This is a genomic window from Bradyrhizobium sp. AZCC 1577 (assembly GCF_036924575.1).
Classification (GTDB): Bacteria; Pseudomonadota; Alphaproteobacteria; order Rhizobiales; family Xanthobacteraceae; genus Bradyrhizobium.
Map to the genome: position 1 here is coordinate 6,649,128 of NZ_JAZHRQ010000001.1, position 23,195 is coordinate 6,672,322.

Annotated in this window: 17 protein-coding genes; 9 read left to right on the plus strand and 8 right to left on the minus strand. The window is 63.6% G+C overall.

Annotated elements, in window-relative coordinates; translation table 11 throughout:
* Positions 1 to 24: 24 nt before the first annotated feature.
* The 4 genes from V1278_RS31385 to V1278_RS31400 all read left to right on the plus strand — a co-directional run bounded on the left by V1278_RS31385 (position 25) and on the right by V1278_RS31400 (position 5,564).
* Entirely contained in the window at positions 25 to 2,646 is a 2,622-nt protein-coding gene (locus V1278_RS31385) for an ATP-dependent helicase (RefSeq protein ID WP_334383416.1), read from the plus strand.
* A 131-nt stretch (positions 2,647 to 2,777) separates the two neighbouring features.
* Entirely contained in the window at positions 2,778 to 3,710 is a 933-nt protein-coding gene (locus V1278_RS31390) for an ABC transporter ATP-binding protein (protein WP_334383417.1), read from the plus strand.
* On the plus strand, positions 3,707 to 4,468 hold the full coding sequence (locus V1278_RS31395; RefSeq protein ID WP_334367446.1) for an ABC transporter permease: 762 nt from the start codon (positions 3,707 to 3,709) through the stop codon (positions 4,466 to 4,468). Before V1278_RS31390 ends, V1278_RS31395 begins: the two co-directional genes overlap by 4 nt.
* A 310-nt stretch (positions 4,469 to 4,778) precedes the next feature.
* Positions 4,779 to 5,564, plus strand: coding sequence for a L,D-transpeptidase (locus tag V1278_RS31400; RefSeq protein ID WP_334383418.1), 786 nt, complete (start codon positions 4,779 to 4,781; stop codon positions 5,562 to 5,564).
* Here V1278_RS31400 and V1278_RS31405 read toward each other — a convergent pair.
* The 3 genes from V1278_RS31405 to V1278_RS31415 all read right to left on the minus strand — a co-directional run bounded on the left by V1278_RS31405 (position 5,561) and on the right by V1278_RS31415 (position 8,773).
* Entirely contained in the window at positions 5,561 to 6,019 is a 459-nt protein-coding gene (locus tag V1278_RS31405) for a DUF6691 family protein (RefSeq protein WP_334383419.1), read from the minus strand. The genes V1278_RS31400 and V1278_RS31405 overlap by 4 nt on opposite strands.
* Before the next feature lie 9 nt (positions 6,020 to 6,028).
* Positions 6,029 to 6,448, minus strand: a complete 420-nt coding sequence (locus V1278_RS31410) for a YeeE/YedE family protein (RefSeq protein WP_334367443.1) — start codon at positions 6,446 to 6,448, stop codon at positions 6,029 to 6,031.
* 63 nt (positions 6,449 to 6,511) lie between these two features.
* On the minus strand, positions 6,512 to 8,773 hold the full coding sequence (locus V1278_RS31415; protein WP_334383420.1) for a fused MFS/spermidine synthase: 2,262 nt from the start codon (positions 8,771 to 8,773) through the stop codon (positions 6,512 to 6,514).
* 245 nt (positions 8,774 to 9,018) lie between these two features.
* Between V1278_RS31415 and V1278_RS31420 the strand changes: the two genes are divergently transcribed.
* Together V1278_RS31420 and V1278_RS31425 are read left to right on the plus strand one after the other, a co-directional pair.
* Entirely contained in the window at positions 9,019 to 10,620 is a 1,602-nt protein-coding gene (locus V1278_RS31420) for a phytoene desaturase family protein (RefSeq protein ID WP_334383421.1), read from the plus strand.
* Positions 10,621 to 10,879: 259 nt separating this feature from the next.
* Positions 10,880 to 11,770 (plus strand): 50S ribosomal protein L11 methyltransferase, encoded by an 891-nt coding sequence (locus tag V1278_RS31425; RefSeq protein WP_334383422.1) that lies wholly within the window; start codon positions 10,880 to 10,882, stop codon positions 11,768 to 11,770.
* Positions 11,771 to 11,774: 4 nt separating this feature from the next.
* On the opposite strand, the gene V1278_RS31430 is transcribed toward V1278_RS31425, so the two are convergent.
* Positions 11,775 to 11,963: a hypothetical protein gene (locus tag V1278_RS31430; RefSeq protein ID WP_334367439.1), complete on the minus strand. Its 189-nt coding sequence runs from the start codon at positions 11,961 to 11,963 to the stop codon at positions 11,775 to 11,777.
* 189 nt (positions 11,964 to 12,152) lie between these two features.
* On the opposite strand from V1278_RS31430, the gene V1278_RS31435 reads away from it, so the two are divergent.
* From V1278_RS31435 to V1278_RS31445, 3 genes are all read left to right on the plus strand, one after another.
* Positions 12,153 to 13,988, plus strand: a complete 1,836-nt coding sequence (locus V1278_RS31435; RefSeq protein ID WP_334383423.1) for an aminopeptidase P family protein — start codon at positions 12,153 to 12,155, stop codon at positions 13,986 to 13,988.
* A gap of 292 nt (positions 13,989 to 14,280) precedes the next feature.
* Positions 14,281 to 15,558 carry a multidrug effflux MFS transporter gene (locus V1278_RS31440; protein ID WP_334383424.1) on the plus strand — a complete coding sequence of 426 codons (1,278 nt, stop codon included), beginning with the start codon at positions 14,281 to 14,283 and terminating at the stop codon, positions 15,556 to 15,558.
* 152 nt (positions 15,559 to 15,710) lie between these two features.
* On the plus strand, positions 15,711 to 16,301 hold the full coding sequence (locus V1278_RS31445; protein WP_334383425.1) for a WG repeat-containing protein: 591 nt from the start codon (positions 15,711 to 15,713) through the stop codon (positions 16,299 to 16,301).
* A 220-nt stretch (positions 16,302 to 16,521) separates the two neighbouring features.
* Here the strand turns inward: V1278_RS31445 and ligA are convergent, their stop codons facing one another.
* The 4 genes from ligA to lpxC form a co-directional block, all read right to left on the minus strand.
* A complete protein-coding gene (ligA, locus tag V1278_RS31450) occupies positions 16,522 to 18,672 on the minus strand; it encodes an NAD-dependent DNA ligase LigA (protein WP_334367435.1) in 2,151 nt (716 codons plus the stop codon).
* A gap of 191 nt (positions 18,673 to 18,863) precedes the next feature.
* Positions 18,864 to 20,552, minus strand: a complete 1,689-nt coding sequence (gene recN, locus V1278_RS31455; RefSeq protein ID WP_334383426.1) for a DNA repair protein RecN — start codon at positions 20,550 to 20,552, stop codon at positions 18,864 to 18,866.
* Between the two features lie 178 nt (positions 20,553 to 20,730).
* Complete coding sequence (locus V1278_RS31460; protein ID WP_442893714.1) at positions 20,731 to 21,639, minus strand: outer membrane protein assembly factor BamD; 909 nt, start codon at positions 21,637 to 21,639, stop codon at positions 20,731 to 20,733.
* Between the two features lie 299 nt (positions 21,640 to 21,938).
* On the minus strand, positions 21,939 to 22,898 hold the full coding sequence (gene lpxC, locus V1278_RS31465; RefSeq protein ID WP_334383428.1) for a UDP-3-O-acyl-N-acetylglucosamine deacetylase: 960 nt from the start codon (positions 22,896 to 22,898) through the stop codon (positions 21,939 to 21,941).
* Between the last annotated feature and the right edge of the window lie 297 nt (positions 22,899 to 23,195).

The window sequence follows — 23,195 nt, forward strand, 5'->3', positions numbered from 1 at the left end:
CGTGGGGCCAAGACGATTCGAGAAATGACCGAGCCGAGCAAACTGCCCCATCACGGCGTCCCCGAGCACCAGCCGGCGGCTGGCGGCATCGCCGCGCGTGCGCGGGCCGCCACCGGCCCGCAATATCTCAACGGGCTCAATCCGGAGCAGCGCGAGGCTGTCGAGACGCTGGATGGGCCGGTTCTGGTGCTGGCGGGCGCCGGCACCGGCAAGACCCGCGTGCTGACCACGCGCATCGCCCATATCCTGAGCCAGGGCCGCGCGCGGCCGCATGAAATCCTCTCGGTAACTTTCACCAACAAGGCCGCGCGCGAGATGAAGCTCCGCCTCGGCCAGATGCTCGGCCAGGCCGTCGAAGGCATGCCGTGGCTTGGCACCTTCCACTCGATCGGCGGGCGCATCCTGCGCATCCACGCCGAGCTGGTGCAGCTCAAATCCAATTTCACCGTGCTCGACGTCGACGATCAGGTCCGCCTGCTCAAGCAGCTCCTGCAGGCCGAGAACATCGACGACAAGCGCTGGCCGGCGCGCATGCTGGCGGGGCTGATCGACGGCTGGAAGAACCGCGGGCTGGCGCCCAGCCAGGTGCCGTCGGGGGAAGCCGCGATGTTCGGCAACGGCAAGGGCGGCAAGCTCTACGCCAGCTATCAGGAGCGGCTGAAAATCCTCAACGCCGCCGATTTCGGCGATCTGCTTCTCGAGAACATCCGGCTGTTTCGCGAAAACCCTGATGTGCTCAGGCAATACCAGAACCGCTTCAAGTTCATTCTGGTCGACGAATATCAGGACACCAACGTCGCGCAGTATCTGTGGCTGCGGCTCTTGTCGCAGGCACCGTCGCGCCCGGGCGCACCGCTGTCGGCGATCATCCCGGGGAACATCGCCCCCCACGTCATTCCGGGGCGCATCGAAGATGCGAACTCCGATGTGCAATCGCACATCGAAGAATCTGGAGATGATGAGGACTCACTTCGAGATTCCGGGTCTGCGCTTTCAGCGCATCCCGGAATGACGGAGACTGCGACTCCCACTGCCTCCTCACCCCCCAAAAACATCTGCTGCGTCGGCGACGACGACCAGTCGATCTATGGCTGGCGCGGCGCGGAGGTCGACAACATCCTGCGCTTCGAGCACGATTTTCCCGGCGCAAAAGTCATCCGCCTTGAACGCAATTACCGCTCCACCGGCCACATCCTTGCCGCCGCTTCGCATCTGATCGCGCACAACGAAGGCCGGCTCGGCAAGACGCTGCGCACCGAGGATGTCGACGGCGAGAAGGTCACCGTCACAGGCTCCTGGGATTCGGAAGAGGAAGCCCGCGCCATCGGCGAGGAGATCGAGGAGTTGCAGCGCGCCGGCGAAAACCTCAACGAGGTCGCGATACTGGTGAGGGCCTCGTTCCAGATGCGCGAGTTCGAAGATCGTTTTGTTACCCTCGGCCTGCCCTATCGCGTGATCGGCGGTCCGCGGTTCTACGAGCGCGCCGAAATCCGCGACGCGCTGGCCTATCTGCGCGTGATCAATTCGCCCGCCGACGATCTCGCCTTCGAGCGCATCGTCAATGTCCCAAAGCGCGGGCTTGGCGACGCCACCGTGCAGTTGCTGCATGATCACGCCCGCAAGCGGCGCCTGCCGCTGTTCGAGGCGGCACGAGCGGTGGTCGAAACCGACGAATTGAAGCCGAAGGCGCGCGGCGCCCTGCGTGACCTCATTTTGCAATTCGACCGCTGGCGCGCCCAGCGCGAGGTCACCGCGCATACCGAGCTCGCCGAAATCGTGCTCGACGAGAGCGGCTATACCGAAATGTGGCAGAAGGACCGCTCGGCCGATGCCGCCGGCCGGCTCGACAACTTGAAAGAACTGGTGCGCTCGATGGAGGAGTTCGAGAACCTGCAAGGATTCCTCGAGCATATCTCGCTGGTGATGGACCGCGACGGCGATGCCAGCGACGAGGCGGTGTCGTTGATGACGCTGCATTCGGCCAAGGGGCTCGAATTCGACAACGTGTTCCTGCCCGGCTGGGAGGAAGGCCTGTTTCCGAGCCAGCGCACGCTCGACGAACAAGGCCGTGCCGGCCTGGAGGAAGAGCGCCGCCTCGCCCATGTCGGGCTGACGCGCGCGCGCCGCCGCGCCAAACTCTATTTCGCCACCAACCGCCGCATCCACGGCACCTGGTCGACCACGATCCCGTCGCGCTTCCTCGACGAACTGCCGTCGGCCAATGTGGAGATCACCGAGTCGAAAGGCGGCTCCGGCTGGGGCGGCGCCGGCGGCTACGGCCCCTCGCGCTTCGACAATGTCGAATCCTTCGGCTCCAGCTACACGACGCCAGGCTGGCAGCGCGCGCAGGCCAATCGCAACCGCAGTCAGGGCGGCCGCAGCGGTCAGGCCCGCGGCGGGTTTGAGGAAAGCCAATCGTCATTTTCAGGCGGCTTCTCCCGCAACAAGCGCGGCCCGATCGTGATCGAGGGCGAGCTGGTCGCGAAATCCACCGGCACGGTTTCAGAATTCTCGCTCGACGATCGCGTCTTCCACCAGAAGTTCGGCTATGGCCACGTGGTGAAGATCGACGGCAACAAACTGACGATCGCATTCGAAAAGGCCGGCGAGAAGAAGGTGGTCGATAGTTTTGTGGAGCGGGTGTAGGGGCGATAATTTTTTCCCCGCGCGATTGCATAAGTGGCAAAGCGTTCCTATCTCCCGGTTCCCACCCCTCTCCCGCCTCGACCCGGCCGATGCGCCGCTTTGTCGTTGGCTACATCGCGTCTCAGACTGTCATGCTAGCGCCACCTCCCATCATATCCGTTTCCAATCTCTCAAAGACCTACGGCTCCGGTTTCAAGGCGCTGAACAAGATCAATCTGGACATCAAGCGCGGCGAGATCTTCGCGCTGCTTGGGCCGAACGGCGCGGGCAAGACCACGCTGATCAGCATCATCTGCGGCATTGCCAACCTAAGCGAGGGTCGCGTCACCGTCGACGGGCATGACATCAATAGCGACTATCGTGCGGCGCGGTCGCTGATCGGCCTGGTGCCGCAGGAACTGCACACGGATTCGTTTGAAACCGTTTGGGCGACTGTCAGCTTTAGCCGCGGCCTGTTCGGCAAACCGAAGAACCCGGCGCATATCGAAAAGGTGCTGAAGGACCTGTCGCTGTGGGACAAGAAGGATTCCAAGATCATCACGCTCTCCGGCGGCATGAAGCGCCGCGTGATGATCGCAAAAGCGCTGTCGCACGAGCCGCAGATCCTGTTCCTGGACGAGCCGACCGCGGGCGTCGACGTCGAATTGCGCAAGGGCATGTGGGACGTCGTGCGCGGCTTGCAGGCCTCCGGCGTCACCATCATCCTGACCACGCATTACATCCAGGAAGCCGAGGAGATGGCCGACCGCATCGGCGTCATCAACAAGGGCGAGATCATCCTGGTCGAGGACAAGGCCGGGCTGATGCAGAAGCTCGGCAAGAAGCAATTGACGTTGCACCTGCAGCAGAAAATCGACGCCATTCCGCCCGCGCTCGCGCCTTACAAGCTCCATCTTTCCGACGACGGCCGGCTCTTGACCTATGATTACGATACCAAGGGCGAGCGCACCGGGATTACCAGCCTGCTGAGCGACCTCCGCAATGCCGGCATCCACATCTCCGACCTCGATACCACTCAGTCTTCGCTGGAAGACATCTTTGTCAGCCTGGTGAGGGCGCCATGAATTACCGTGCGATCCGCGCCATCTATCTGTTCGAAATGGCGCGCACCTGGCGCACGCTGCTGCAGAGCATCGTCTCGCCCGTGGTTTCTACCTCGCTTTATTTCGTGGTGTTCGGCGCCGCGATCGGCTCGCGCATCACCGAGGTCGAGGGCGTCAGCTACGGCACTTTCATCGTGCCGGGCCTCGTCATGCTGTCGGTGCTGACCCAGAGCATCGCCAACGCCTCGTTCGGAATTTATTTTCCGAAGTTCGTCGGCACCATCTACGAGATATTGTCGGCGCCAGTTTCCTATATCGAAATCGTGATCGGCTATGTCGGCGCGGCCGCGACCAAATCCATCATCCTCGGCTTGATCATCATGGCGACCGCCGCGCTGTTCGTGCCGCTGCACATCCAACATCCCCTGTGGATGCTCGCCTTCCTGGTGCTGACGGCGGTGACGTTTAGCCTGTTCGGCTTCATCATCGGCATCTGGGCCGACGGGTTCGAGAAGCTGCAGATGATCCCGATGCTGGTGGTGACGCCGCTGACCTTTCTCGGCGGCAGCTTCTACTCGGTCGACATGCTGCCGTCGGGCTGGCGCACCATCACGCTGCTCAATCCGGTCGTCTACCTGATCTCGGGCTTCCGCTGGAGCTTTTACGAGATCGCCGACGTCAGTGTGGCCTTGAGCCTCGGCATGACGCTCGCCTTCCTCGCCATCTGCATGGTGCTGGTGTGGTGGATCTTCAGGACCGGGTACCGGCTCAAGAATTGACACGCAACGTCATTCCGGGGCGGCTCGCAGAGCCGAACCCGGAATCTCGAGATTCCGGGTCTGGTCCTAACGGACCATCCCGGAATGACGGCCTCCAACTCTGTCGATGACAAGACGCGCAGCGCGCGGCCGCTCGCGAAAATGTCAGCACTTTGCCGCCGATTGCGCCGCCGTGACGCCTTGTTTGCGCCGCGGGACGCGTTAACGATTGCGGACGCAGGCCACTGGAACCAGTGCCGGTTTCCGGGCATATTGGATGCCTGGGACGGAGAGCCGGCGCTTCATCGGGGGCCTGGAGGCCAAAGGTAAAATGCGTTCCTTCCTCATTGCCGTCACCGCCCTGACACTGTTCGCCTCGGGCACCGCCCAAGCCAAAGTCGCCATAACAGTCGATAAGGACAACCAGCAGATGACCGTCGCCGTCGACGGCGTCGAGCGGTACCGCTGGCCGGTGTCTTCGGGTCTTCCCTCCTATGAAACACCGAACGGCAGTTTCCGTGCTTTCCGGATGGAAGAGGATCATTACTCCAAGGAATTCGACGAGGCACCGATGCCGCACTCGATCTTCTTCACCAAGATCGGCCACGCCATTCACGGCACCGATTCCGTGAACCGTCTCGGCAGCCCGGCCTCGCATGGCTGCGTACGGCTGTCTCGCGAGAATGCCGCGAAGCTGTGGGATCTGGTGAAGCAGGAAGGCGTTCTCAACACCACGGTGACATTGACCGGCTCATCCCAGGTGGCGCTGGCGCGCAATCCGCGTCGCGGCAATACGGCCGTCGCGCGCCGCGCCCCGCAGCCGCAATATGAGCAGCAATACGACTCCGCAGCCGGCGACCCCGTCGTGATCACGCCGCAGCAGCAGCGCGTCGCACCCGTGGCGCGGGCCGACGACGGTTATATCTATCCGGCCGATGGTTCTTCCAACGAAGCGCGATATCCCGCGCCCGGCCGCCGCGTCTACGACACCCAGGCCTATCAGCAGCAACAGCAATATTACGACAACCGCGGCTATGCGCCGGCGCCGCAGGGCTACTACTACCAGCCGCGGCAGCAATATTATCAGCAGCGCGGGCTGTCCAGCTATCAGGACTAGCCGTCCGTCGCGCTCGCAAGCTGCCGGTCGCGTTGCGCGGTCAGCCGTGACTGTTGCCAAGCGTCGTGAGCAATCATCCCTGCGGCCATTGCGGCGACGAAGACGATGATTCCGGGCGACAACGTCGCCAGGCTTTCCAGCGCCGGCCCCGGGCACAGCCCAACGAGGCCCCAGCCGATTCCAAACAGCCCGGCGCCTGCAACCAGCGGCAGATCGATTCCCGATTTGCCCGGCCGAAAATATTGCCCGGTAAACCACGGCCGCGCACGGCGGTCAGCCAACATGAAGCCGGGTATCGACACAGCCAGCGCCGCGGCCATCACCACCGCGAGACTCGGATCCCACGCGCCGAAGATATCGAGGAAGCCGAGGACTTTGGTCGGCTGCACCATGCCCGAAATCAACAGGCCCGCGCCGAAGATCAGGCCGCAAATCAGAGGAGCAATGATCCACATGGCCTGACCTCACAGTACGTGACGGGTGATCGCGACGGTGATGACCGCCGTCACCATGAAGACGACCGTGGCGGCGATGGAGCGCGGCGACAGCCGCCCTATGCCGCAGATACCGTGACCGGAGGTGCAGCCGCCACCGAGACGCGTACCGAAGCCGACCAGCAGGCCCGCCACGACAATGACGGCCCAGCTCGATGGCAGCTTGGGTTGCGCCATTCCGTAACCGATCAGGCCGGCGAGGATGGGCGCCAGAATGAGCCCGGCGACGAAGGCGATACGCCAGCCCTTGTCCTCGCCGCGCAAATTCAACAGGCCGCTGAAGATGCCGCTGATCCCGGCGATCCGGCCGGTTGACAACATCAGCAGCACGGCGGAAAGCCCGATCAGGGCGCCGCCGATTGCGGCCGATACGGGAGTGAAATTGGCCATCGTCGCTCCATCGGTTCGGGGCCGACCATGATCATAGGCGCACCCTGCCCGGCTGCAACTCGCCTATTCCTCGCCTTTTCTAAGCCGCCGCCATACCGCGCCCAGCACATTGGAATAATCGTCGGTCCAGACCCGCTGGTTTTCCCTGGCTTCCGTCAGCGCCCATTGCTCCGACGATCCCAGCTTGCCGACGTCAGTCTCTTCCCTCGCCGAGACCACGACCGAGGTCGAGAAGATGTATTCACTGTCGCGCCCGGAATCCTCGCTGTAGACCCAGCTCTTCAAGTCGTTGGCATCGGCGATGCCGACGACCACGCTCGACAGCTCCAGATGCCGGTTGGAGACGTGCATCACGACCGCCCCCTGCGGCGCCAGCTTGGACTTGTAGATTTCCATCGCCTCTTCGGTCGCCAGGTGAACCGGGATCGCATCCGACGAATAGGCGTCGACGATGATCAGGTCATAGACGCCGTCGGGCTCGCGCGCGAAGGTGAGCCGCGCATCGCCGATCACGGGCTGCATGTTCGGTTCGCAGACCTGGATATAGGTAAAATATTTCGGGTCGCGCGCGGTATCGACCATCGTCTGGTCGATCTCGAAGAATTTCCATTCCTCGCCGGGCTCCGAGGCGCAGGCCAGCGTGCCGGAGCCCAGCCCGATCACGGCCACGCGCAGCGGCGCGCCCTTGCGTTCCCGGATCGCCGTGATCGCCTGGCCGATGCCGCCGTCCCTGTAGTAGTAGGTGATCGGCTCCGGCTGGCCGGTGACCGGCGTGCCGTCGTCGTTCTTGAATTTCTCGGCGCCGTGGATCGTGGTGCCGTGCATCAGCACGTGATACTGGCCGTTCGGCGTCACCACGATCTTGTGGACGCCGAAGAAGCTGCGCACCGTCTCGACCCGCCCGTCGTCGGAAGGATAGGCGCGCAGCAATACCAGCGCCACCACGACGGTCGCAAAGATCTTCCAGCGGTTGGCGTCGAGCGCCAGCGCCAGCAACGCCGCCAGCGCCCCGACTGCGCCGATCACCCAGACGCGATGATCTTCGAACCAGTTGAACGTTTTGCCCGTCGACCAGGCCGGCGCTATCAACGCCACCGCCAGCACCGCAAGAAACGGCCAGTACCAGGCGCTCCAGCGCGGCAGCCGTTCGCCGCCGGTCGGCCGGCACAGCGCCGCGAGCGCCAGCAGGATCGGGTACTCCGCAACCCATGAGAAGGTGAACGGCGCGATCAGGCCGGCAAAGAGGCCGCCGACCATGCCGCCGAACGATAGCGCGACATAGAAGCCGGTGAGATATTTCGCCGCCGGGCGCGTGCGCGCCAGTTCGCCGTGGCAAGCCATCGCAATCACGAAAAAGCAGAACTGGTGCCCGCCGAGCGTCAGCAGCAGATTCTGTTCGCCGCCGAACGCGAGCAGCACCACGATGCCGGCGATCGCCAGCGGCTGCGCCAGCAACATCCATTTGTGTGGCAATAGCGGGCGCGACTGGAAGACGAGCACCCAGGTCAGGAGATAGAGCGACAACGGCAGCACCCACAATAGCGGCGCTGCGGCGACGTCGGTGGAAATATGGGCCGTTACTGCGATCAGCAGCCCCGACGGCACGGCCGCGAGGAATATCCAGCGGGCGCGCAAGATCCATGACGGCGCCGGCACGTCGCTATCGTCGGGCGCCAAGTTCAGTTCCGCCGCCCTCACTGGCGAGCGCAGCAGCAACACCCCGCAGATGGCAATCAGCACGATCAAGAGGCCATAGCCGCCGGTCCAGATCAGGTTCTGCATGCGCAGGGTGAACATCGGCTCCAGCAGCACCGGATAGGACAACAGCGCCAGGAAACTGCCGACATTCGAGGAAGCGTAGAGGAAGTACGGGTCGGGACCGTTGGGGTGGCCGGTGCGGACGAACCAGGCCTGCAGCAGCGGGTTGTTGGCCGCGAGCGCGAAGAACGGCAGGCCGATCGAAACCGCAAACAAGCCGAGCAGCCAGAGCGCATAGCCTGAATTCGGCGGATCGCCCCACCCGCTCGCGATCGACAGCGGCATCGTCAGCATCGCAACTGCGAGCAGCGCGAGATGAACCGCCACGGGAATCGTTCGATTGCGCGCCTGCATCAAAAAATGCGCATAGGCATAGCCGCCGAGCAGCAGCGACTGGAAGAATACCATCGCCACCGACCAAACGGCCGGCGAGCCGCCGAGCCGCGGCAGCACCATCTTGGTGAACAGGGGTTGCACCGAAAACAACAACAACGCACTGACGAAGATCGCAGCGGTATAGACGGCCAGCACCAGCCGGTTTCGCGAGGCAGACGGTTCAGAAATCATGAAAGCTCCGGCTTGAACCCGGCGGGAGCCGGCGGCGAGCATTCCGGCAGGTTGTGCCAGAAGCGCAGATAGAGCATATGGCAACATGACGGGCAATGCGGGATGAGATGTCGTTCCGGGGGCGATGCAAAGCATCGAACCCCAATGTGCAAGTGCACATTGTGGAACCTCGAGATTCCGGGTCTTGTCCTTCGGACAATCCCGGAATGACGGGTTCAAACTAATCAAACCTTCTTGAAGCGGACATGAGCGAAACCGAAATCGTCATCATCGGTGCGGGGCATAACGGCCTCACCTGCGCGGCCTATCTCGCGATGGCCGGCCTGCGCGTGAAAGTGGTCGAGCGTCGCAAGGCGGTCGGCGGCGCCGCGGTGACCGAGGAATTCCATCCCGGATTCCGCAATTCGGTGGCCGCCTATACCGTCAGCCTGCTCAATCCGCAGATTATCGCCGACCTGAAACTCGCCGAACACGGCCTGCGCATCGTCGAGCGCCGCGCGCAGAATTTTCTGCCCGCCCCCGACGGCAGCTATCTCCTGACCGGCGAGGGCCGCACCCGGCAATCGGTGGCTAAACTCAGCGAGCGCGATGCCGTCACGATTGAGGCCTTCTCGCGCGAACTGGAAGCCATCGCCGACGTGCTCCGGCAATTCGTGCTACGCGCGCCACCGAACCTCGTCGAGGGTTTTGGGATCGGCGCGATCCGCGAGGCCTTCAACGCGGTCGGCACGGCCGGCATCCTGCGCAAGCTCTCGCTCGAACAGCAGCGCAGCCTGCTCGACCTGTTCACGCGCTCGGCCGGCGAAATGCTGGACGAGCGCTTCGAGAGCGACCTGGTGAAGGCGCTGTTCGGCTTCGACGCCATCGTCGGCAATTACGCCAGCCCCTACGCCGCCGGCTCCGCCTATGTGATGCTGCACCATGCGTTCGGCGAGGTGAACGGCAAGAAGGGCGTATGGGGCCACGCCATCGGCGGCATGGGCGCGATCACGCAAGCCATGGCGCGCGCGGCCCGCGGCTACGGTGCCGAGATCGAAACGAACGCCGGCGTGCGCGAGGTGATCGTCGAGGGCGGGCGCGCCGCAGGCGTCGTGCTCGACAATGGCGAGACCATCCGTGCCAAATACGTCGTCTCCGGCGTCAATCCGAAATTGCTGTATACGCGGCTCGTGCCGTCGGGCGCGCTGGCGCCGGAATTCCTCGAACGCATCGCGCGCTGGCGCAACGCATCCGGCACGTTCCGGATGAATGTCGCGCTGAACACGCTGCCTTCCTTCACCGCCCTGCCCGGCGCCGGCGATCACCTCACTGCTGGCATCATTCTCGCACCCAGCCTCGGTTACATGGATCGCGCCTGGCAGGACGCGCGAGAGCATGGCTGGAGCCGCGAGCCGGTGGTGGAAATACTGATCCCCTCGACGCTCGACGACTCCCTTGCACCGGAGGGCCGGCATGTCGCGAGCCTGTTCTGCCAGCACGTCGCGCCGGAATTGCCGGATGGAAAGTCATGGGACGATCACCGCGAGGAGGTCGCCGACCTCATGATCGCGACGGTGGACAAGTTCGCGCCGGGCTTTGGGGCAAGCGTGATCGGCCGTCAGGTGCTGTCGCCGCTCGATCTCGAGCGCCAGTTCGGCCTGCTCGGCGGCGACATCTTTCATGGGGCGCTAACGCTCAATCAATTGTTCTCGGCACGGCCGATGCTGGGCCATGCCGATTATCGCGGGCCGCTGAAGGGCCTCTACCATTGCGGCTCGGGCGCGCATCCTGGCGGCGGCGTCACCGGCGCCCCCGGCCACAACGCCGCGAAGGTGATCCTGGGCGATCACCGCGCCTTGTTCGGATAGGCAGAACGCAGTGGACAATATGGGGTAAAGCCGGTGGGCAACGACGGGAGAAGCCTGTGGATTACCTGTTGATAACCCGCGGCACGGCTGTGGAAGACGTCGGTATGCTTCCGTCGATAACGGGTTGGCAACTTCCCCGCTCGGCTGTGGATAGGCCGTGGAAGAATGCAACTGTTCCGAGTGGCCCGACATGAAATTTGCTCAAATTTGAACGAAACGCTCACTCCCAATCGCTCCCCACTTTCTCCTAGGTTCTTCAATGACTTCTCTCGCCCCCACACATCGCGTTCATTTTGCTGTCGGCGACGAGCACACAGCCAAGGGCGTCGTCGACGCCCTGACCGAAGTTTTCTTTGAAGGCCAGGCCGCAATCGCCGCGTTCGAACGGCCGGATGGCCGATGGGACGTCACGGTACATTTTGGCGAGCCGCCTGATCAGCTGCTGGTCCGCGAACTCGTGGCCAATGCGGCCGGCGCGGAAATCGCAGCCGGCATCGCCTTCGATACGGTCGAGGCCAAGGATTGGGTCAAGGCCAGCCTCGAAGACCTTGTTCCCGTGCCGGCCGGACGCTTTGTGGTCCACGGCCAGCATGACCGCGACAGGATCTCGCCCAACAAGCTCGGCATCGAGATCGAGGCGGCGCTGGCCTTCGGCACCGGCCATCACGGCACCACGCGCGGCTGCCTTCTGTTGCTCGATCATGTCCTGAAAGCTTGGCGCCCGCGCCGCGTGCTCGATCTTGGCACCGGCACCGGCGTGCTGGCGATTGCGGCGGCGAAAGCGCTGCACGACAAGATACTGGCCAGCGATATCGATCCGCCCTCGGTGCAGGTCGCACGCGACAATGCGCGGCTGAACGTATCGGGACATCTGGTGCGGGCGGTCCGCGCCACCGGCTTCTCGGCGCCGCAATTTGCGCAAGCCGCGCCGTTCGATCTGGTGCTGGCGAATATTCTGGCCAATCCGCTGCGGCAATTGGCAGGGCCGATGGCGCGGCATCTGGCGCCCGGCGCGCTGGTCATTCTCTCAGGGCTGCTGACGCATCAAGCGCCCGCCGTCATCGCCGCCTATCGCGCCCGTGGGCTGGTTCCCGTGCGGCATCTGCGCATCGAAGGCTGGAGCAGCCTCCTGCTGCGCAAGGTGAACTGAAATTCTAATCGGCTGATCTTGGCCCCTTGCGGGCGACCGCGCCCTTCTCTTTCTTCAACGACCGCTTGACGCGTGCTTCCGCGAACCGGTCGAGGATCTGGACGATGACGCCGCGCTGCTTCTTGTTGGCGACGGGCGGCACGGGGCCGCGACGTTCCGGCGGTGAAATCTTCTCAAACGTGAAAGCAGGCATGGTGTATCCCCTCTTCGTTGAGTTGAAACACTCCTGGAGCTTCTCCCGGTATCCTGAGCTGAGCGGCTACACCGCAATCCGCTCCGTCCGACTAGCGCGGACCGACATATTGAAGCACAGATTATGCCAAATTGTGGCGGAGACTGCCGCATTGCGGACCGCTCCACCCAACCCTAAAGTGACCAGGCAATGTTCGAAGCCCATTTCCAGACATTCGAAGAACCCGAAGGCGGCGTGGCGCTGACCGCGCGGCTGGCGCGCTTCCGCGAGGAGCTGGCGCGGCGGAAGCTGACGGGATTCGTGGTTCCGCGCGCCGATCAGCAACAGAACGAATATGTCCCGGCCGCCGAAGAACGGCTGGCCTGGCTGAGCGGCTTCACTGGTTCGGCAGGCATGGCGATCGTTCTGACGCGCGATGCCGCGGTTTTCGTCGATGGCCGTTATACGCTGCAGGCCGCCAAGCAGGTCGACCGCAAGGCCTGGCAAATCGAGCCGCTGGCCGATCCGCCGCCGGAGCAGTGGCTGACCAAGCACCTTGCGGCCGGCGACCGGCTCGGTTTCGACCCGTGGCTGCACACGTCGGCGGCAGCCGAGCGTCTGGCCGCCGCCTGCACCAAGGCGGGCGCTGAACTGATTGCGGTCGAAACCAACCCGCTGGATTCGATCTGGACCGAGCGCCCGGCCCCGCCGCTCGGCCGCGTCACCACTCACGGCGTGCAGTTTTCCGGCGAGATCGAAGCCGAAAAACTCAAGCGCATCCGGCTGGAGATCAACAAGCTCGGCGTCGACGCGCTGGTGCTGTCGGACAGCCACGCGGTGGCCTGGACCTTCAACATCCGCGGCGCCGACGTCTCGCACACGCCGCTGCCTTTGTCCTACGCGCTGGTGCCGAAGGACGGCCGCCCCACCATCTTCATCGACCATCGCAAGCTGTCCAACCTGACGCGCGACCATCTCGAACAATCCGCTGATGTGCGGGAGCCCGACGCGCTGGTGCCTGATCTGACTGAGCTTGCGCGCAGCGGGGCCGCGATTGCGCTTGATGCCGCCACCGCCGCGGACGCGCTGAGCCGGCTGATCGCAGGCGCCGGCGGAAAACCGGTACGCGGCAACGATCCGGTGAGCCTGTTGAAGGCGGTGAAGAATATCACCGAGATCGAGGGCACGCGGACCGCGCACCAGCGCGACGCGGTGGCGCTGGCGCGCTTCCTCGCCTGGATCGACCGCGAGGCGCCGTCGGGCGCGTTGACGGAGATCGATACCGTCGAGGCCTTGGAAACGTTCCGCCGCCAGACCTGCGCGCTGAAGGATGTTTCGTTTCCGACTATCGCCGGCACCGGGCCGAACGGCGCCATCGTGCATTACCGCGTCACCCGCAAGAGCAACCGGCGAATTTCGCCTGGCGACCTGCTGCTGATCGATTCCGGCGCGCAATATGAGGACGGCACCACCGACGTCACCCGCACCATCGCAATCGGCAATCCCACCGACGAAATGCGCGATCGTTTCACCCGCGTGCTGCGTGGGCACATCGCGATTGCACGCGCGGTGTTTCCGGACGGCACCACCGGCGCGCAGATCGACTCCTTTGCGCGGCAATTTTTGTGGCAGGCCGGCCTCGATTTCGAGCACGGCACCGGCCACGGCGTCGGCAGCTATCTCTCGGTGCACGAAGGCCCGGCGCGCATCTCGAAACTCGGCACCACGCCCTTGAAGCGCGGCATGATCCTCTCCAACGAGCCTGGCTACTACAAGACCGACGCCTACGGCATCCGGATCGAGAATCTCGAACTCGTCATCGGCACCGATATACCCGGCGCCGAGAAGCCGGTGAACGCGTTCGAGACGCTGACGCTGGCGCCGATCGACCGCCGCCTGATCGATGTGAACATGCTGAGCGCAACCGAACTGAAATGGCTCAACGACTACCACGAGCGCGTCAACCGCGCGGTGCGCCCGCACCTTGACGACAACACCACGAAGCTGTGGCTGGACGAAGCGACGGCAGCGCTGCTGCCGATTTAGTCACTGTGCCTCATGCAGCCGTAGGATGGGTGGAGCGCAGCGATACCCATCCTACTTTCCACCAGCCGCCCCGGCGACGGCGGAGGATCCGGTACGCCGTTGCCCGCCCCCTATAGCGATACGGCGCGCGCGCCGGACACAAAATCGCGAAAACAACCCCATGCAAAGTAGAATCCAGCGGCCCAGGCTCGTACCGCCTCCCCAATTCGGCATGGCCGCATGCCGAATCTACCGTATTCGCCATCAGCCACCGCGCTACAGTCCGTTTCAACCAAAACAGGATCTGAACTGAATGCACGGCGTCGTGGGCAAGCCGCCCGACGCGGCGGCGAACGCTGCCGCGATCTCGAAGATCATGCTGCTGATGCTGGTGGCGATGACCGGCGTCGCGCCGATCTCGCTCTACATGCTGGTGCCGGCGCTGCCCGTGCTGGCGACGACGTTCGGCGGCGACATCTCCGTCGCGCAGATGACGGTGTCGCTCTACATGGTCGGCATCGCCTGCTCGCAGCTCATCATGGGACCGCTGTCGGACAAGTTCGGACGCCGGCCGGTGCTGCTCGCGGGCCTTGCGCTCATGGTGGCGGCGAGCGTCGGCTGCTCGCTGGCGCAGACGCTGCCGCAACTGATTGCCGCGCGCTTCCTGCAGGCACTCGGCGGCGCGACCGGCATGGTGGTGAGCCGCGCCATCATCCGCGATCTCTACAGCCGCGACCGCATCAGCTCGATGATCAGCCTCGTGATTGCCGTCATGATGATGGCGCAGATGCTCAGCGCGCTGGTCGGCGGCCTCCTGGAGACCGCGTTCGGCTGGCGCGCCATCTTCTATTTCATCACGGCGGCTTCGCTCAGCGTCGCGGTCCTGATCGCGCTGGCGCTGCCCGAGACGCGCGGCGAACGCAGCGAGAGCAGCAGCTTCCGCGGCGACGTCGGCAAGCTGATCCGCAACCGCGCCTTCATCGGCTATGTGCTGTGCCAGGTGCTGGCTTCCCAGATTATTTTCATGTTCGCCGGCGGCGGACCTTACATCGTGGTGACGCAGATGGGCCGAACCACGGCGGAATATGGCGCGTGGTTCGCGACGACGGGATTTGCCTATCTGATCGGCAATGTGTTCTGCGTCCGTTTCGCGCCGCGGCATTCGCTGGAGAAGCTGATCTGGTTCGGGCTCGCGGTGCAATTCGGCGGCGCCCTCTTGAACCTCGTCTTGAGCGTTGCCGGGATCAACCAGGCGCCGCTCTGGCTGTTCGGCACCCAGATGATCGTGATGGTCGCGAACGCCTTCGTCATGAACAACGCCGCGGCCGGCGCCATCAGCGCGCGTCCCGAGGCCGCCGGCACCGCCTCCGGCGCGATGGGCTTTCTGCAGCAGGGCATCGGCGCGCTGGTCTCGCAATTCGGCGCCTATCTCGGCGGCCACTCCACGACCACGCTGCCGCTGACGGCGGCGATCTTCGCACTGTCCATCGCGTGTGCTTGCTCCATGTTCTTCCTCGTGCCGCGGCGAACGGTTGTGGTCAGCGAGGAGCTCATGGAGAAGGCGGAGGAGGAAGACTCGCGGATGTTGTGAGGAGTGGTGCTGCGCATCCCCTCGTCGTTGCTAGCGCAGCGAAGCAATCCACCTATCCGCTTGCTACGTCCTACTTTCTTACGCCGCAATTGATTGCTTCGCTGCGCTAGCAACGACGGCTGTATACAGCCCGCCTCCCACGAGCGTGCATAATGCCTGATTTTCTCAAGATCGTTGCGCTGAGCGCCCTGCTTGTACTCTCGTCCAAGCCGATCATTGCAGGCGATCAGGACACGGTTGCGCCAGTGGTCTTCGATTGCTGGGAGCCCGAGCGCATTTTCAAGCAATGCGCGGCAACCGGCGCCGACGGGCGGCCGCGCTTGAAGCCATCCTATTTGGCTCGACTTCGATATGACCGTGATGGGCTGGCTTCCGTCTTGTTGATGGATCGGACTGACACACGAAAAGGCCAATGGTTCTACGTTCGACGAGGCGTCATCCCGATGCCGGTTGAATTCATGGACAACGGCCCGGACTATTTCAAGGATGGTCTCGCGCGGTCGCGGGTCGGAGGCAAGATCGGGTACATCGACCGCAAACTCAATCTCGTGATACCGGCAACGTATGACGGAGCCTATCCATTCGAGGATGGGGTTGCCGTCGTCTGCACAGCCTGCACGATTGCCGGCGACGGCGAGCATAGCTGGTACGAGGGCGGACAGTGGGGACGCATTGATCGCAAGGGCCGCGTAGTGTCGCCCTTCCGGCCTTGGGAGAAAGCTAGACGCCTCGAATTCGACTGACGGCCGAACACTTGCGAGGAACTGCTCGGCGGATTCGGCAATGCCATAGCCCGGATAAGCGGAGCGACATCCGGGAGCGGTGGCCCCTGTGTACCAATGCCGCGAACGTCGGCCTAACCCCGTCATTGCGAGCGAAGCGAAGCAATCCATGGCGCGACAAGCTGAGAGATGGATTGCTTCGTCGCGTCGCTCCTCGCAATGACGGTGGGAGGAGAACCTCTCACTCCCCGATCAGCTTCAGCCACTCATCTTCCGTCAGCACCGGCACGTCGTGCTTCTTGGCTTCCGCGAGTTTTGAACCCGCGCCCGGCCCCGCAACGACGTAGTCCGTTTTCTTCGACACCGAACCGGCGGCCTTGGCGCCCAGCCGCTCGGCGGTGGCCTTGGCTTCGTCCCGCGTCATCTTTTCCAGCGAGCCGGTGAACACCACGGTCTTGCCGGCGACGGCCGAATTGCTCTTGGGCTTTTCGGCGTCAATGATCTCGCTGAGCTCCTTGACCAGCCGCTCGACGATGCCGCGGTTATGGCTTTCGCCGAAATAGGCGGCGACGCTCTTGATCACGGTGTCGCCGATCTGGTCGAGCGCATCCATCTCGGCGATGGTGTCCTCGTCGCCCTTGGCGACCTTGAGGCAGGCATCGTGGAATGCATCCCAGGAACCGTAGCCGCGCGCCAGTGCCAGCGCGGTTGTCTCGCCGACATGGCGCATGCCGAGGGCGTAGATGAAGCGCTCCAACGAAATGCGGCGGCGGTTCTCGATCGCGGCGAACAGGTTGCGCACCGAGGTTTCACCGTAGCCCTCGATCTCCTCGAGCTTCAGCCTGGCGTTACGTTTCGGCAGCGTGAAGATGTCGGCCGGCTCCCGCACCCATTCGCGGTCGAAGAAGTACTGGAGCTGCTTCTCCCCGAGCCCGTCGATATCGAACGCCCGGCGCGACACGAACAGTTTCAGATGCTCGATCTTCTGGAACGGACAGGCGAACTCGCCGGTACAGCGGGCGCGCGAGCCTTCCTCGCCAGTTGCCGTCTCCTCGCGCACCACGTCGGTATGCAGCGGGCACGGGCACTTCTTCGGGAAGTGAAATTCCCTGGCGCCTCTCGGCCGCTTGTCGATGACGACATCGACCACCTGCGGGATCACATCGCCGGCGCGCTGGATCACGACGGTGTCGCCGAGCCTGATGTCACGGCCCTCGCGCAGCACTTCGCCCTTGTTGCCGATACCCTTGATGTAGTCCTCATTGTGCAGCGTGACGTTTTGCACGATGACGCCGCCGACACCGACCGGCTCGAGCTTGCCGACTGGCGTGAACGAGCCGGTGCGCCCGACCTGGATCTCGATGTCGCGCAGCACCGTCATGGCCCGCTCGGCCGGGAATTTGTGCGCGACGGCCCAGCGCGGCGTGCGCGAGACGAAGCCGAGCCGCTCCTGCCAATCGATACGGTCGATCTTGTAGACGACGCCGTCGATGTCGTAGTCGAGCTCGCCGCGCTGCTCCTCGATCTCGTGATGGAACGCGATCAAGTGCTCGACGGAGTGACAGAGTTTTGTCAGCGGATTGGTCTTGAAGCCGCAGCGCTCGAACCAGTGGATCATGTCGGTTTGAGTCTTTTCGGGCATCGCGCTCATCTGGCCCCAGGAATAGGCGAAGAAGCCAAGCGGGCGCGAGGCCGTAATGCTCGGGTCCTTCTGACGCAGCGAGCCTGCAGCCGAATTGCGCGGGTTTGCAAAAATGGTATCGCCTGCGGCCTTCTGGCGCTCGTTCAGCGCAAGGAACGCCTTCTTGGTCATGTAGACCTCGCCGCGCACCTCGCATATGTCAGGAACGTTGCGGCCTTTCAGCTTCTGCGGCACGTCTTCGAGCGTGCGGATGTTGGCGGTGACGTCCTCGCCTTCCGCGCCGTCGCCACGGGTAGCTGCGGTAACGAGTTCGCCACCCTCATAGCGCAGCGACATCGACAGCCCATCGATCTTCGGCTCGGCGGAAAAGTTGATCTTGTCATCCGGCAGCTTCAGGAAACGCGTGATGCGGCCGACGAAGTCGAGCACGTCCTGTTCGGCAAAGGCGTTGTCGAGCGACAGCATCGGCACCGCATGGCGGACCTTCCTGAAGCGGCCCGACGGCGTCGCGCCGATCTTTTGCGATGGCGATTCCGCTGTAACGAGTTCGGGAAACCGCTTCTCGATCGCATTGAAGCGCTGCCGCAGGGCGTCGTATTCGGCATCGCTGATGCTGGGCGCATCTTCCTGGTAATAGCGCTTGTCGTGCTCTTCGAGCTCCAGCGCCAGCCGCATGTGCTCGACCTTGGCCTGCGCCTTGGTGAGTTTTCCGACGTCGGTGGGGGTCTTTGTTTTCGCTGTCTTGGCCATGTAGGTTGAATACGACGAACGTCGCTCGGAGAAAAGGCGGTGGCGGACATCGTTCCCCGATGCTGCAGCGCGCTCGGCGATGCGCAGAATCGTGCGGACGGTGCGCTGCTGATCCGGAGTCCATCCGCACGGTAGGTCCCGGCTCTGCGGCGCAGCGTTTCACGCTGCACCGCATCCGGGACACGAGCAGATTACGCCGTCGCGGCGCGCAACAGTCGTTCCGCCGCCGCCCTCGCCTCGGCTGTGATCTCCGCCCCCGCCAGCATGCGGGCGATTTCCTCGCGGCGGTGGTCGGCGGCGAGCGCGTTGACGCGGGTGGCGACGCGCTTGCCCTTGTCGAGCGCGTCCTTGGAAATCAAAAGATGCTGGTTCGCCCTTGCGGCAACCTGCGGCGCGTGCGTCACCGCCATCACCTGGACCTGGCCGGCGAGCCGCGACAACCGCGCGCCGATCGCATCCGCCACCGCGCCGCCGACGCCGGTATCGATTTCGTCGAACACCAGCGTGGGCGCCGAGCCGCGATCGGACAGCACCACCTTGAGCGCCAGCAGGAACCGCGACAGCTCGCCGCCGGAGGCGACCTTCATCAACGGTCCCGGCTTTGTCCCCGGATTGGTCTGGACCCAGAACTCGACGCGGTCGATGCCCTGCGGCCCCGGTGACTTCGCATCGGTGTCGACCTGCGTCATGAATTTCGCGCGCTCGAGTTTCAGCGGCGCGAGTTCGGCGTTGACGGCCTTGTTGAGTTTTTCGGCGGACTTAGCTCGGGCCGCCGACAGCTTCGCCGCCGCCGCGCCGTAGCGCTGGTCGGCCTCGGCAGCCGCCGCTTCCAGCTTCTTTAACCGATCGGCGCCGGCGTCGATCAGTGCGACATCGGAGACGAATTTGGCAGCCAGTGCTGCGAGCCCATCGACCGGTGTGGAATATTTGCGCGAGGCAGCGCGCAGCGCAAACAGCCGCTCCTCGATCCGCTCCAGCTCGGCCGGATCGAAATCGGCCGCAACCAGCGCGGCGCTGAGATGCTGGTCGGCCTCCTCCAGCGCATTGATTGCGATGTCGATCGCCTTCACCGCCGGCTCGACCAGCGCCGGCGAATTGGCGGCGCGGCGCTCGAGGCGGCGCACGGCCGCTGCCAGCGCCGGCACCGGCGAGTTTTGGCCGCCGACCGCCTCCTGCGCCTCACGCAGGTCGCTGGCGATCTTCTCGCCCTGCATCATGGTGGTGCGGCGTTCGGCGAGTGCGGTCTCCTCGCCGTCCTTCGGCTTCAGCGCCTTGAGCTCGTCGGCGGCGTGGCGCAAATAATCCGCCTCGCGCGCGGCGCGTTCCATGCTGGCGCGATGCTCATCGAGTGCCTGGTGGGCGGTGCGCCGCGCCTCCCACAGCGTCTCCAGCGCGGCGACTTCTTTCTCGAGCCCGGCAAAGGCATCGAGCAACTGCCGGTGCGTCGAGGCGTCGACCAGCGCGCGCTCGTCATGCTGGCCGTGAATTTCGACCAGCGCCGCGCCGACCGCCTTTAGGGTCTGCACGCTGATCGATTGGTCGTTGATGAAGGCGCGGGTGCGGCCGTCGGCGAGCTGCACGCGGCGAAGAATCATTTCGCAAGCATCTTGAGAACTCGCGTCGTCGAGGCCGTTCTCGGAAAGGATATTTGTCGCGGGATGGCCTTTGGGAACGTCGAAGGTGGCCGTCACCTGGCCCTGCTCCGCGCCATGGCGAACCAGGCCCGCATCACCGCGGCCGCCGAGCGCCAGCGCGAAGGCATCGAGCAGGATGGATTTGCCCGCGCCGGTTTCGCCGGTCAGTACCGCGAGGCCACGGGAGAATTCGATATCGAGCCGTTCGATCAGGACGATGTCACGGATCGACAGACGCGCCAGCATGCGAAGTCAATTCCTAGTGGTCCGGTTCTAACATTCGCTCCCCGCCGGGGAGCCACTTTGCGAATGTTAGAATCAAAAGGACCACTAGCAAATATCAAGCTGGCAGTGGAGCTTTATGGATTTGACATTCGCTTCACGAAGTCGCGGCAAGTATCGAGCGAATGTCAAATCCGCTCAACTACCCGAGACCCAACTTCTTGAAGGCCCTGGAAATATAGGACCCCTTGTTCTCGCTCGGCTCAAGACCGCCCGACTTTACAAGATTATAAGCGTCCTTGTACCAGCGGCTGTCAGGAAAATTGTGCCCAAGTACGGCTGCCGCCGTCTGCGCCTCGCCGACGATGCCGATCGCCATATAGGCCTCGGTGAGTCGCGCCAGCGCTTCCTCAACATGCCGCGTGGTCTGGTAGCGGGTGACCACGGTCTTGAAGCGGTTGATGGCGGCGGTGTAGTCGCGCCTTTCCATGTAATAGCGGCCGACGTCCATTTCCTTGCCGGCGAGCTGGTCGCGCGCGCCTTCGAGCTTGGCCTTGGCGGAGTTGGCATACTCCGAGGTCGGATATTTGCGAATCACCTCTTCCAGCGCCGCGATCGCCTTTTCGGTGCGGCCCTGGTCGCGAGAGATGTCCGGGATCTGGTCGTAATGCGAGGCCGCGATCAGATATTGCGCGTAAGCCGCATCGGGGCTGCCGGGGTGCAGCGTGACGTAACGTGTCGCTGCGCCGATGCAGCTATCGTAATCGCCGGCATTGTAGAAGGAGTAGGCCGACATCAGGAGCGATTTGCGCGCCCAGTCGGAATAAGGATGCTGGCGATCGACCTCCTCGAATTTCTTCGATGCCGCCTTGTTATCCTTGCGCTGGTTCATCAGGTACAAGCCCTCATTGTAGAGCTTGTCCGCCGGCTCCTCGTTGAAGGTGTCGTCCTTGGCGGTGAACTTGTCCCACAGCGCGCCGGTGCCGCAGCCGCTCAAGGGAATGGCGAGCGCAATCAGGCCAGCCGCCAGCCGCAGCGAGCGCGCGGCGCAAGCGAGCCTGAAGCGCCCGAGTGATTTGCCTGATTCGAGCGTCATACGCTGTGCCGACATGGAATTTGTGACCTGACGCCCCGTGATGCGACTGATGAGTGAGCCCGCCCGTCCGTGAACCGCAGCCATGGACGTCATATTCCCCGTGCCCCAAATTTCTTGAGCCCAATACGCGTTGCACCTTGTGGTGCTACCGCGGGCTTCTCTAGCCGAAAAATGGTCCTCGACCAACCGAATACGCAGCCAATTCGCCCGGATTAAGGCGGCTGAACGGCCACGTTACCACTGTGGTTACTACGCAAAACGCGCCCAAGCGGCGCAAAACAGCTCAAAATTCGGAGGTTTTGCAAAGACGAAAGTCAGGAAACGTCGGGACCATAGGCGGGGGCGATCATGCCGCCCACCATGCCCGCGCCGGCCTCGACATAGGCGCGGGGACGGCGTGCCGGTTCGGCCTCGACCACCCGCCAGGCGCTGCGATCGGCCAACAGGGCGGTCAGCACGGCGTGGTTCAGCTTGTGACCGCCACGTACCGAACGGTAGGCGCCGAGCAGCGGCAGACCAGCCAGGGTCAAATCACCGACCGCATCCAGCGCCTTGTGGCGGGCGCACTCGTCGGTGAAGCGCAGCCCTTCGGTGTTCAGCAGGCGGGTTTTGTCGAACACCACCGTATTCTCAAACGAGGCGCCACGCGCATAACCGGCGCCCCAGAGTCGTGCGACGTTTTTCATGAAGCCAAAGGTCCGGGCGCGGGAAATCTCGCGGCGGAAGCTTTCGGGGCTGAGATCGATGGAATATTTCTGGCAACCGATCATGGCGTTGTCGAAGTCGATCTCGACCTCGACGCGGAACCCGTTGCCATGCGGGCGCAACTCGCCAAAACTGTCGCCGATCGCGACCTGCACCGGCTTGAGCACCTGAATGAAGCGGCGGGAGGCCGACTGGGTGACGATACCGGCTTGGTCGATAGCGGCAACGAAAGCCGCCGCGCTGCCGTCCATGATCGGAACTTCGGGGCCGTCGACTTCGATGATGGCGTTGTCGACACCCATGCCGCGCAGGGCAGCAAGGACATGTTCGGCGGTGGAAACCAGCGGACCTTCGCGGTCGCCAAGAACGGTAGCAAGATCGGTGGCGGTTACGGAGGCGGCTACTGCGCGGACCTCGCGATCGGCCTCATCCAGGCCGGTACGGACAAAAACAAAACCCGCATCCACAGGAGCAGGTCCAAGCGTCAGGCTGACAGGTAATCCGGAATGAACGCCAACGCCCGTTACGGTGGCTTGCGACCGAAGCGTGGTTTGGCGGCTGAATTTCATCGATAACTGCCCACTACCCGACTTAACCCAAAGACGGGAACCGCGCACTAAGCGTCGATTCGCGTTCTAGGCATCCCCAAGTCACGGCAGACCATAGACATTGCCCTAAGGCGCACAACTCACGCTTCTTTACGGATTGTTACCCTATCTCTGCCGCATTCGCGCCAGGGGTTAACCAAACTCCGACACGGCCAGACGCTGTTCGAGCTTCGATATCTGATCACGGAATGAATAATTAATGATTTAAAATCAGTTGGTTGGCCAGTCCTCTGAACCTCGGCACCAGGCCAAGAGAAG

Excerpts from the sequence above, each read along its gene's own strand:
- V1278_RS31385 (WP_334383416.1), top strand. The coding sequence starts at position 25 with ATGACCGAGCCGAGCAAACTGCCCCATCACGGCGTCCCCGAGCACCAG.
- V1278_RS31390 (WP_334383417.1), top strand. The coding sequence starts at position 2,778 with ATGCTAGCGCCACCTCCCATCATATCCGTTTCCAATCTCTCAAAGACC.
- V1278_RS31395 (WP_334367446.1), top strand. The coding sequence starts at position 3,707 with ATGAATTACCGTGCGATCCGCGCCATCTATCTGTTCGAAATGGCGCGC.
- V1278_RS31400 (WP_334383418.1), top strand. The coding sequence starts at position 4,779 with ATGCGTTCCTTCCTCATTGCCGTCACCGCCCTGACACTGTTCGCCTCG.
- V1278_RS31405 (WP_334383419.1), bottom strand. The coding sequence starts at position 6,019 with ATGTGGATCATTGCTCCTCTGATTTGCGGCCTGATCTTCGGCGCGGGC.
- V1278_RS31410 (WP_334367443.1), bottom strand. The coding sequence starts at position 6,448 with ATGGCCAATTTCACTCCCGTATCGGCCGCAATCGGCGGCGCCCTGATC.
- V1278_RS31415 (WP_334383420.1), bottom strand. The coding sequence starts at position 8,773 with ATGATTTCTGAACCGTCTGCCTCGCGAAACCGGCTGGTGCTGGCCGTC.
- V1278_RS31420 (WP_334383421.1), top strand. The coding sequence starts at position 9,019 with ATGAGCGAAACCGAAATCGTCATCATCGGTGCGGGGCATAACGGCCTC.
- V1278_RS31425 (WP_334383422.1), top strand. The coding sequence starts at position 10,880 with ATGACTTCTCTCGCCCCCACACATCGCGTTCATTTTGCTGTCGGCGAC.
- V1278_RS31430 (WP_334367439.1), bottom strand. The coding sequence starts at position 11,963 with ATGCCTGCTTTCACGTTTGAGAAGATTTCACCGCCGGAACGTCGCGGC.
- V1278_RS31435 (WP_334383423.1), top strand. The coding sequence starts at position 12,153 with ATGTTCGAAGCCCATTTCCAGACATTCGAAGAACCCGAAGGCGGCGTG.
- V1278_RS31440 (WP_334383424.1), top strand. The coding sequence starts at position 14,281 with ATGCACGGCGTCGTGGGCAAGCCGCCCGACGCGGCGGCGAACGCTGCC.
- V1278_RS31445 (WP_334383425.1), top strand. The coding sequence starts at position 15,711 with ATGCCTGATTTTCTCAAGATCGTTGCGCTGAGCGCCCTGCTTGTACTC.
- ligA (WP_334367435.1), bottom strand. The coding sequence starts at position 18,672 with ATGGCCAAGACAGCGAAAACAAAGACCCCCACCGACGTCGGAAAACTC.
- recN (WP_334383426.1), bottom strand. The coding sequence starts at position 20,552 with ATGCTGGCGCGTCTGTCGATCCGTGACATCGTCCTGATCGAACGGCTC.
- V1278_RS31460 (WP_442893714.1), bottom strand. The coding sequence starts at position 21,639 with ATGTCGGCACAGCGTATGACGCTCGAATCAGGCAAATCACTCGGGCGC.
- lpxC (WP_334383428.1), bottom strand. The coding sequence starts at position 22,898 with ATGAAATTCAGCCGCCAAACCACGCTTCGGTCGCAAGCCACCGTAACG.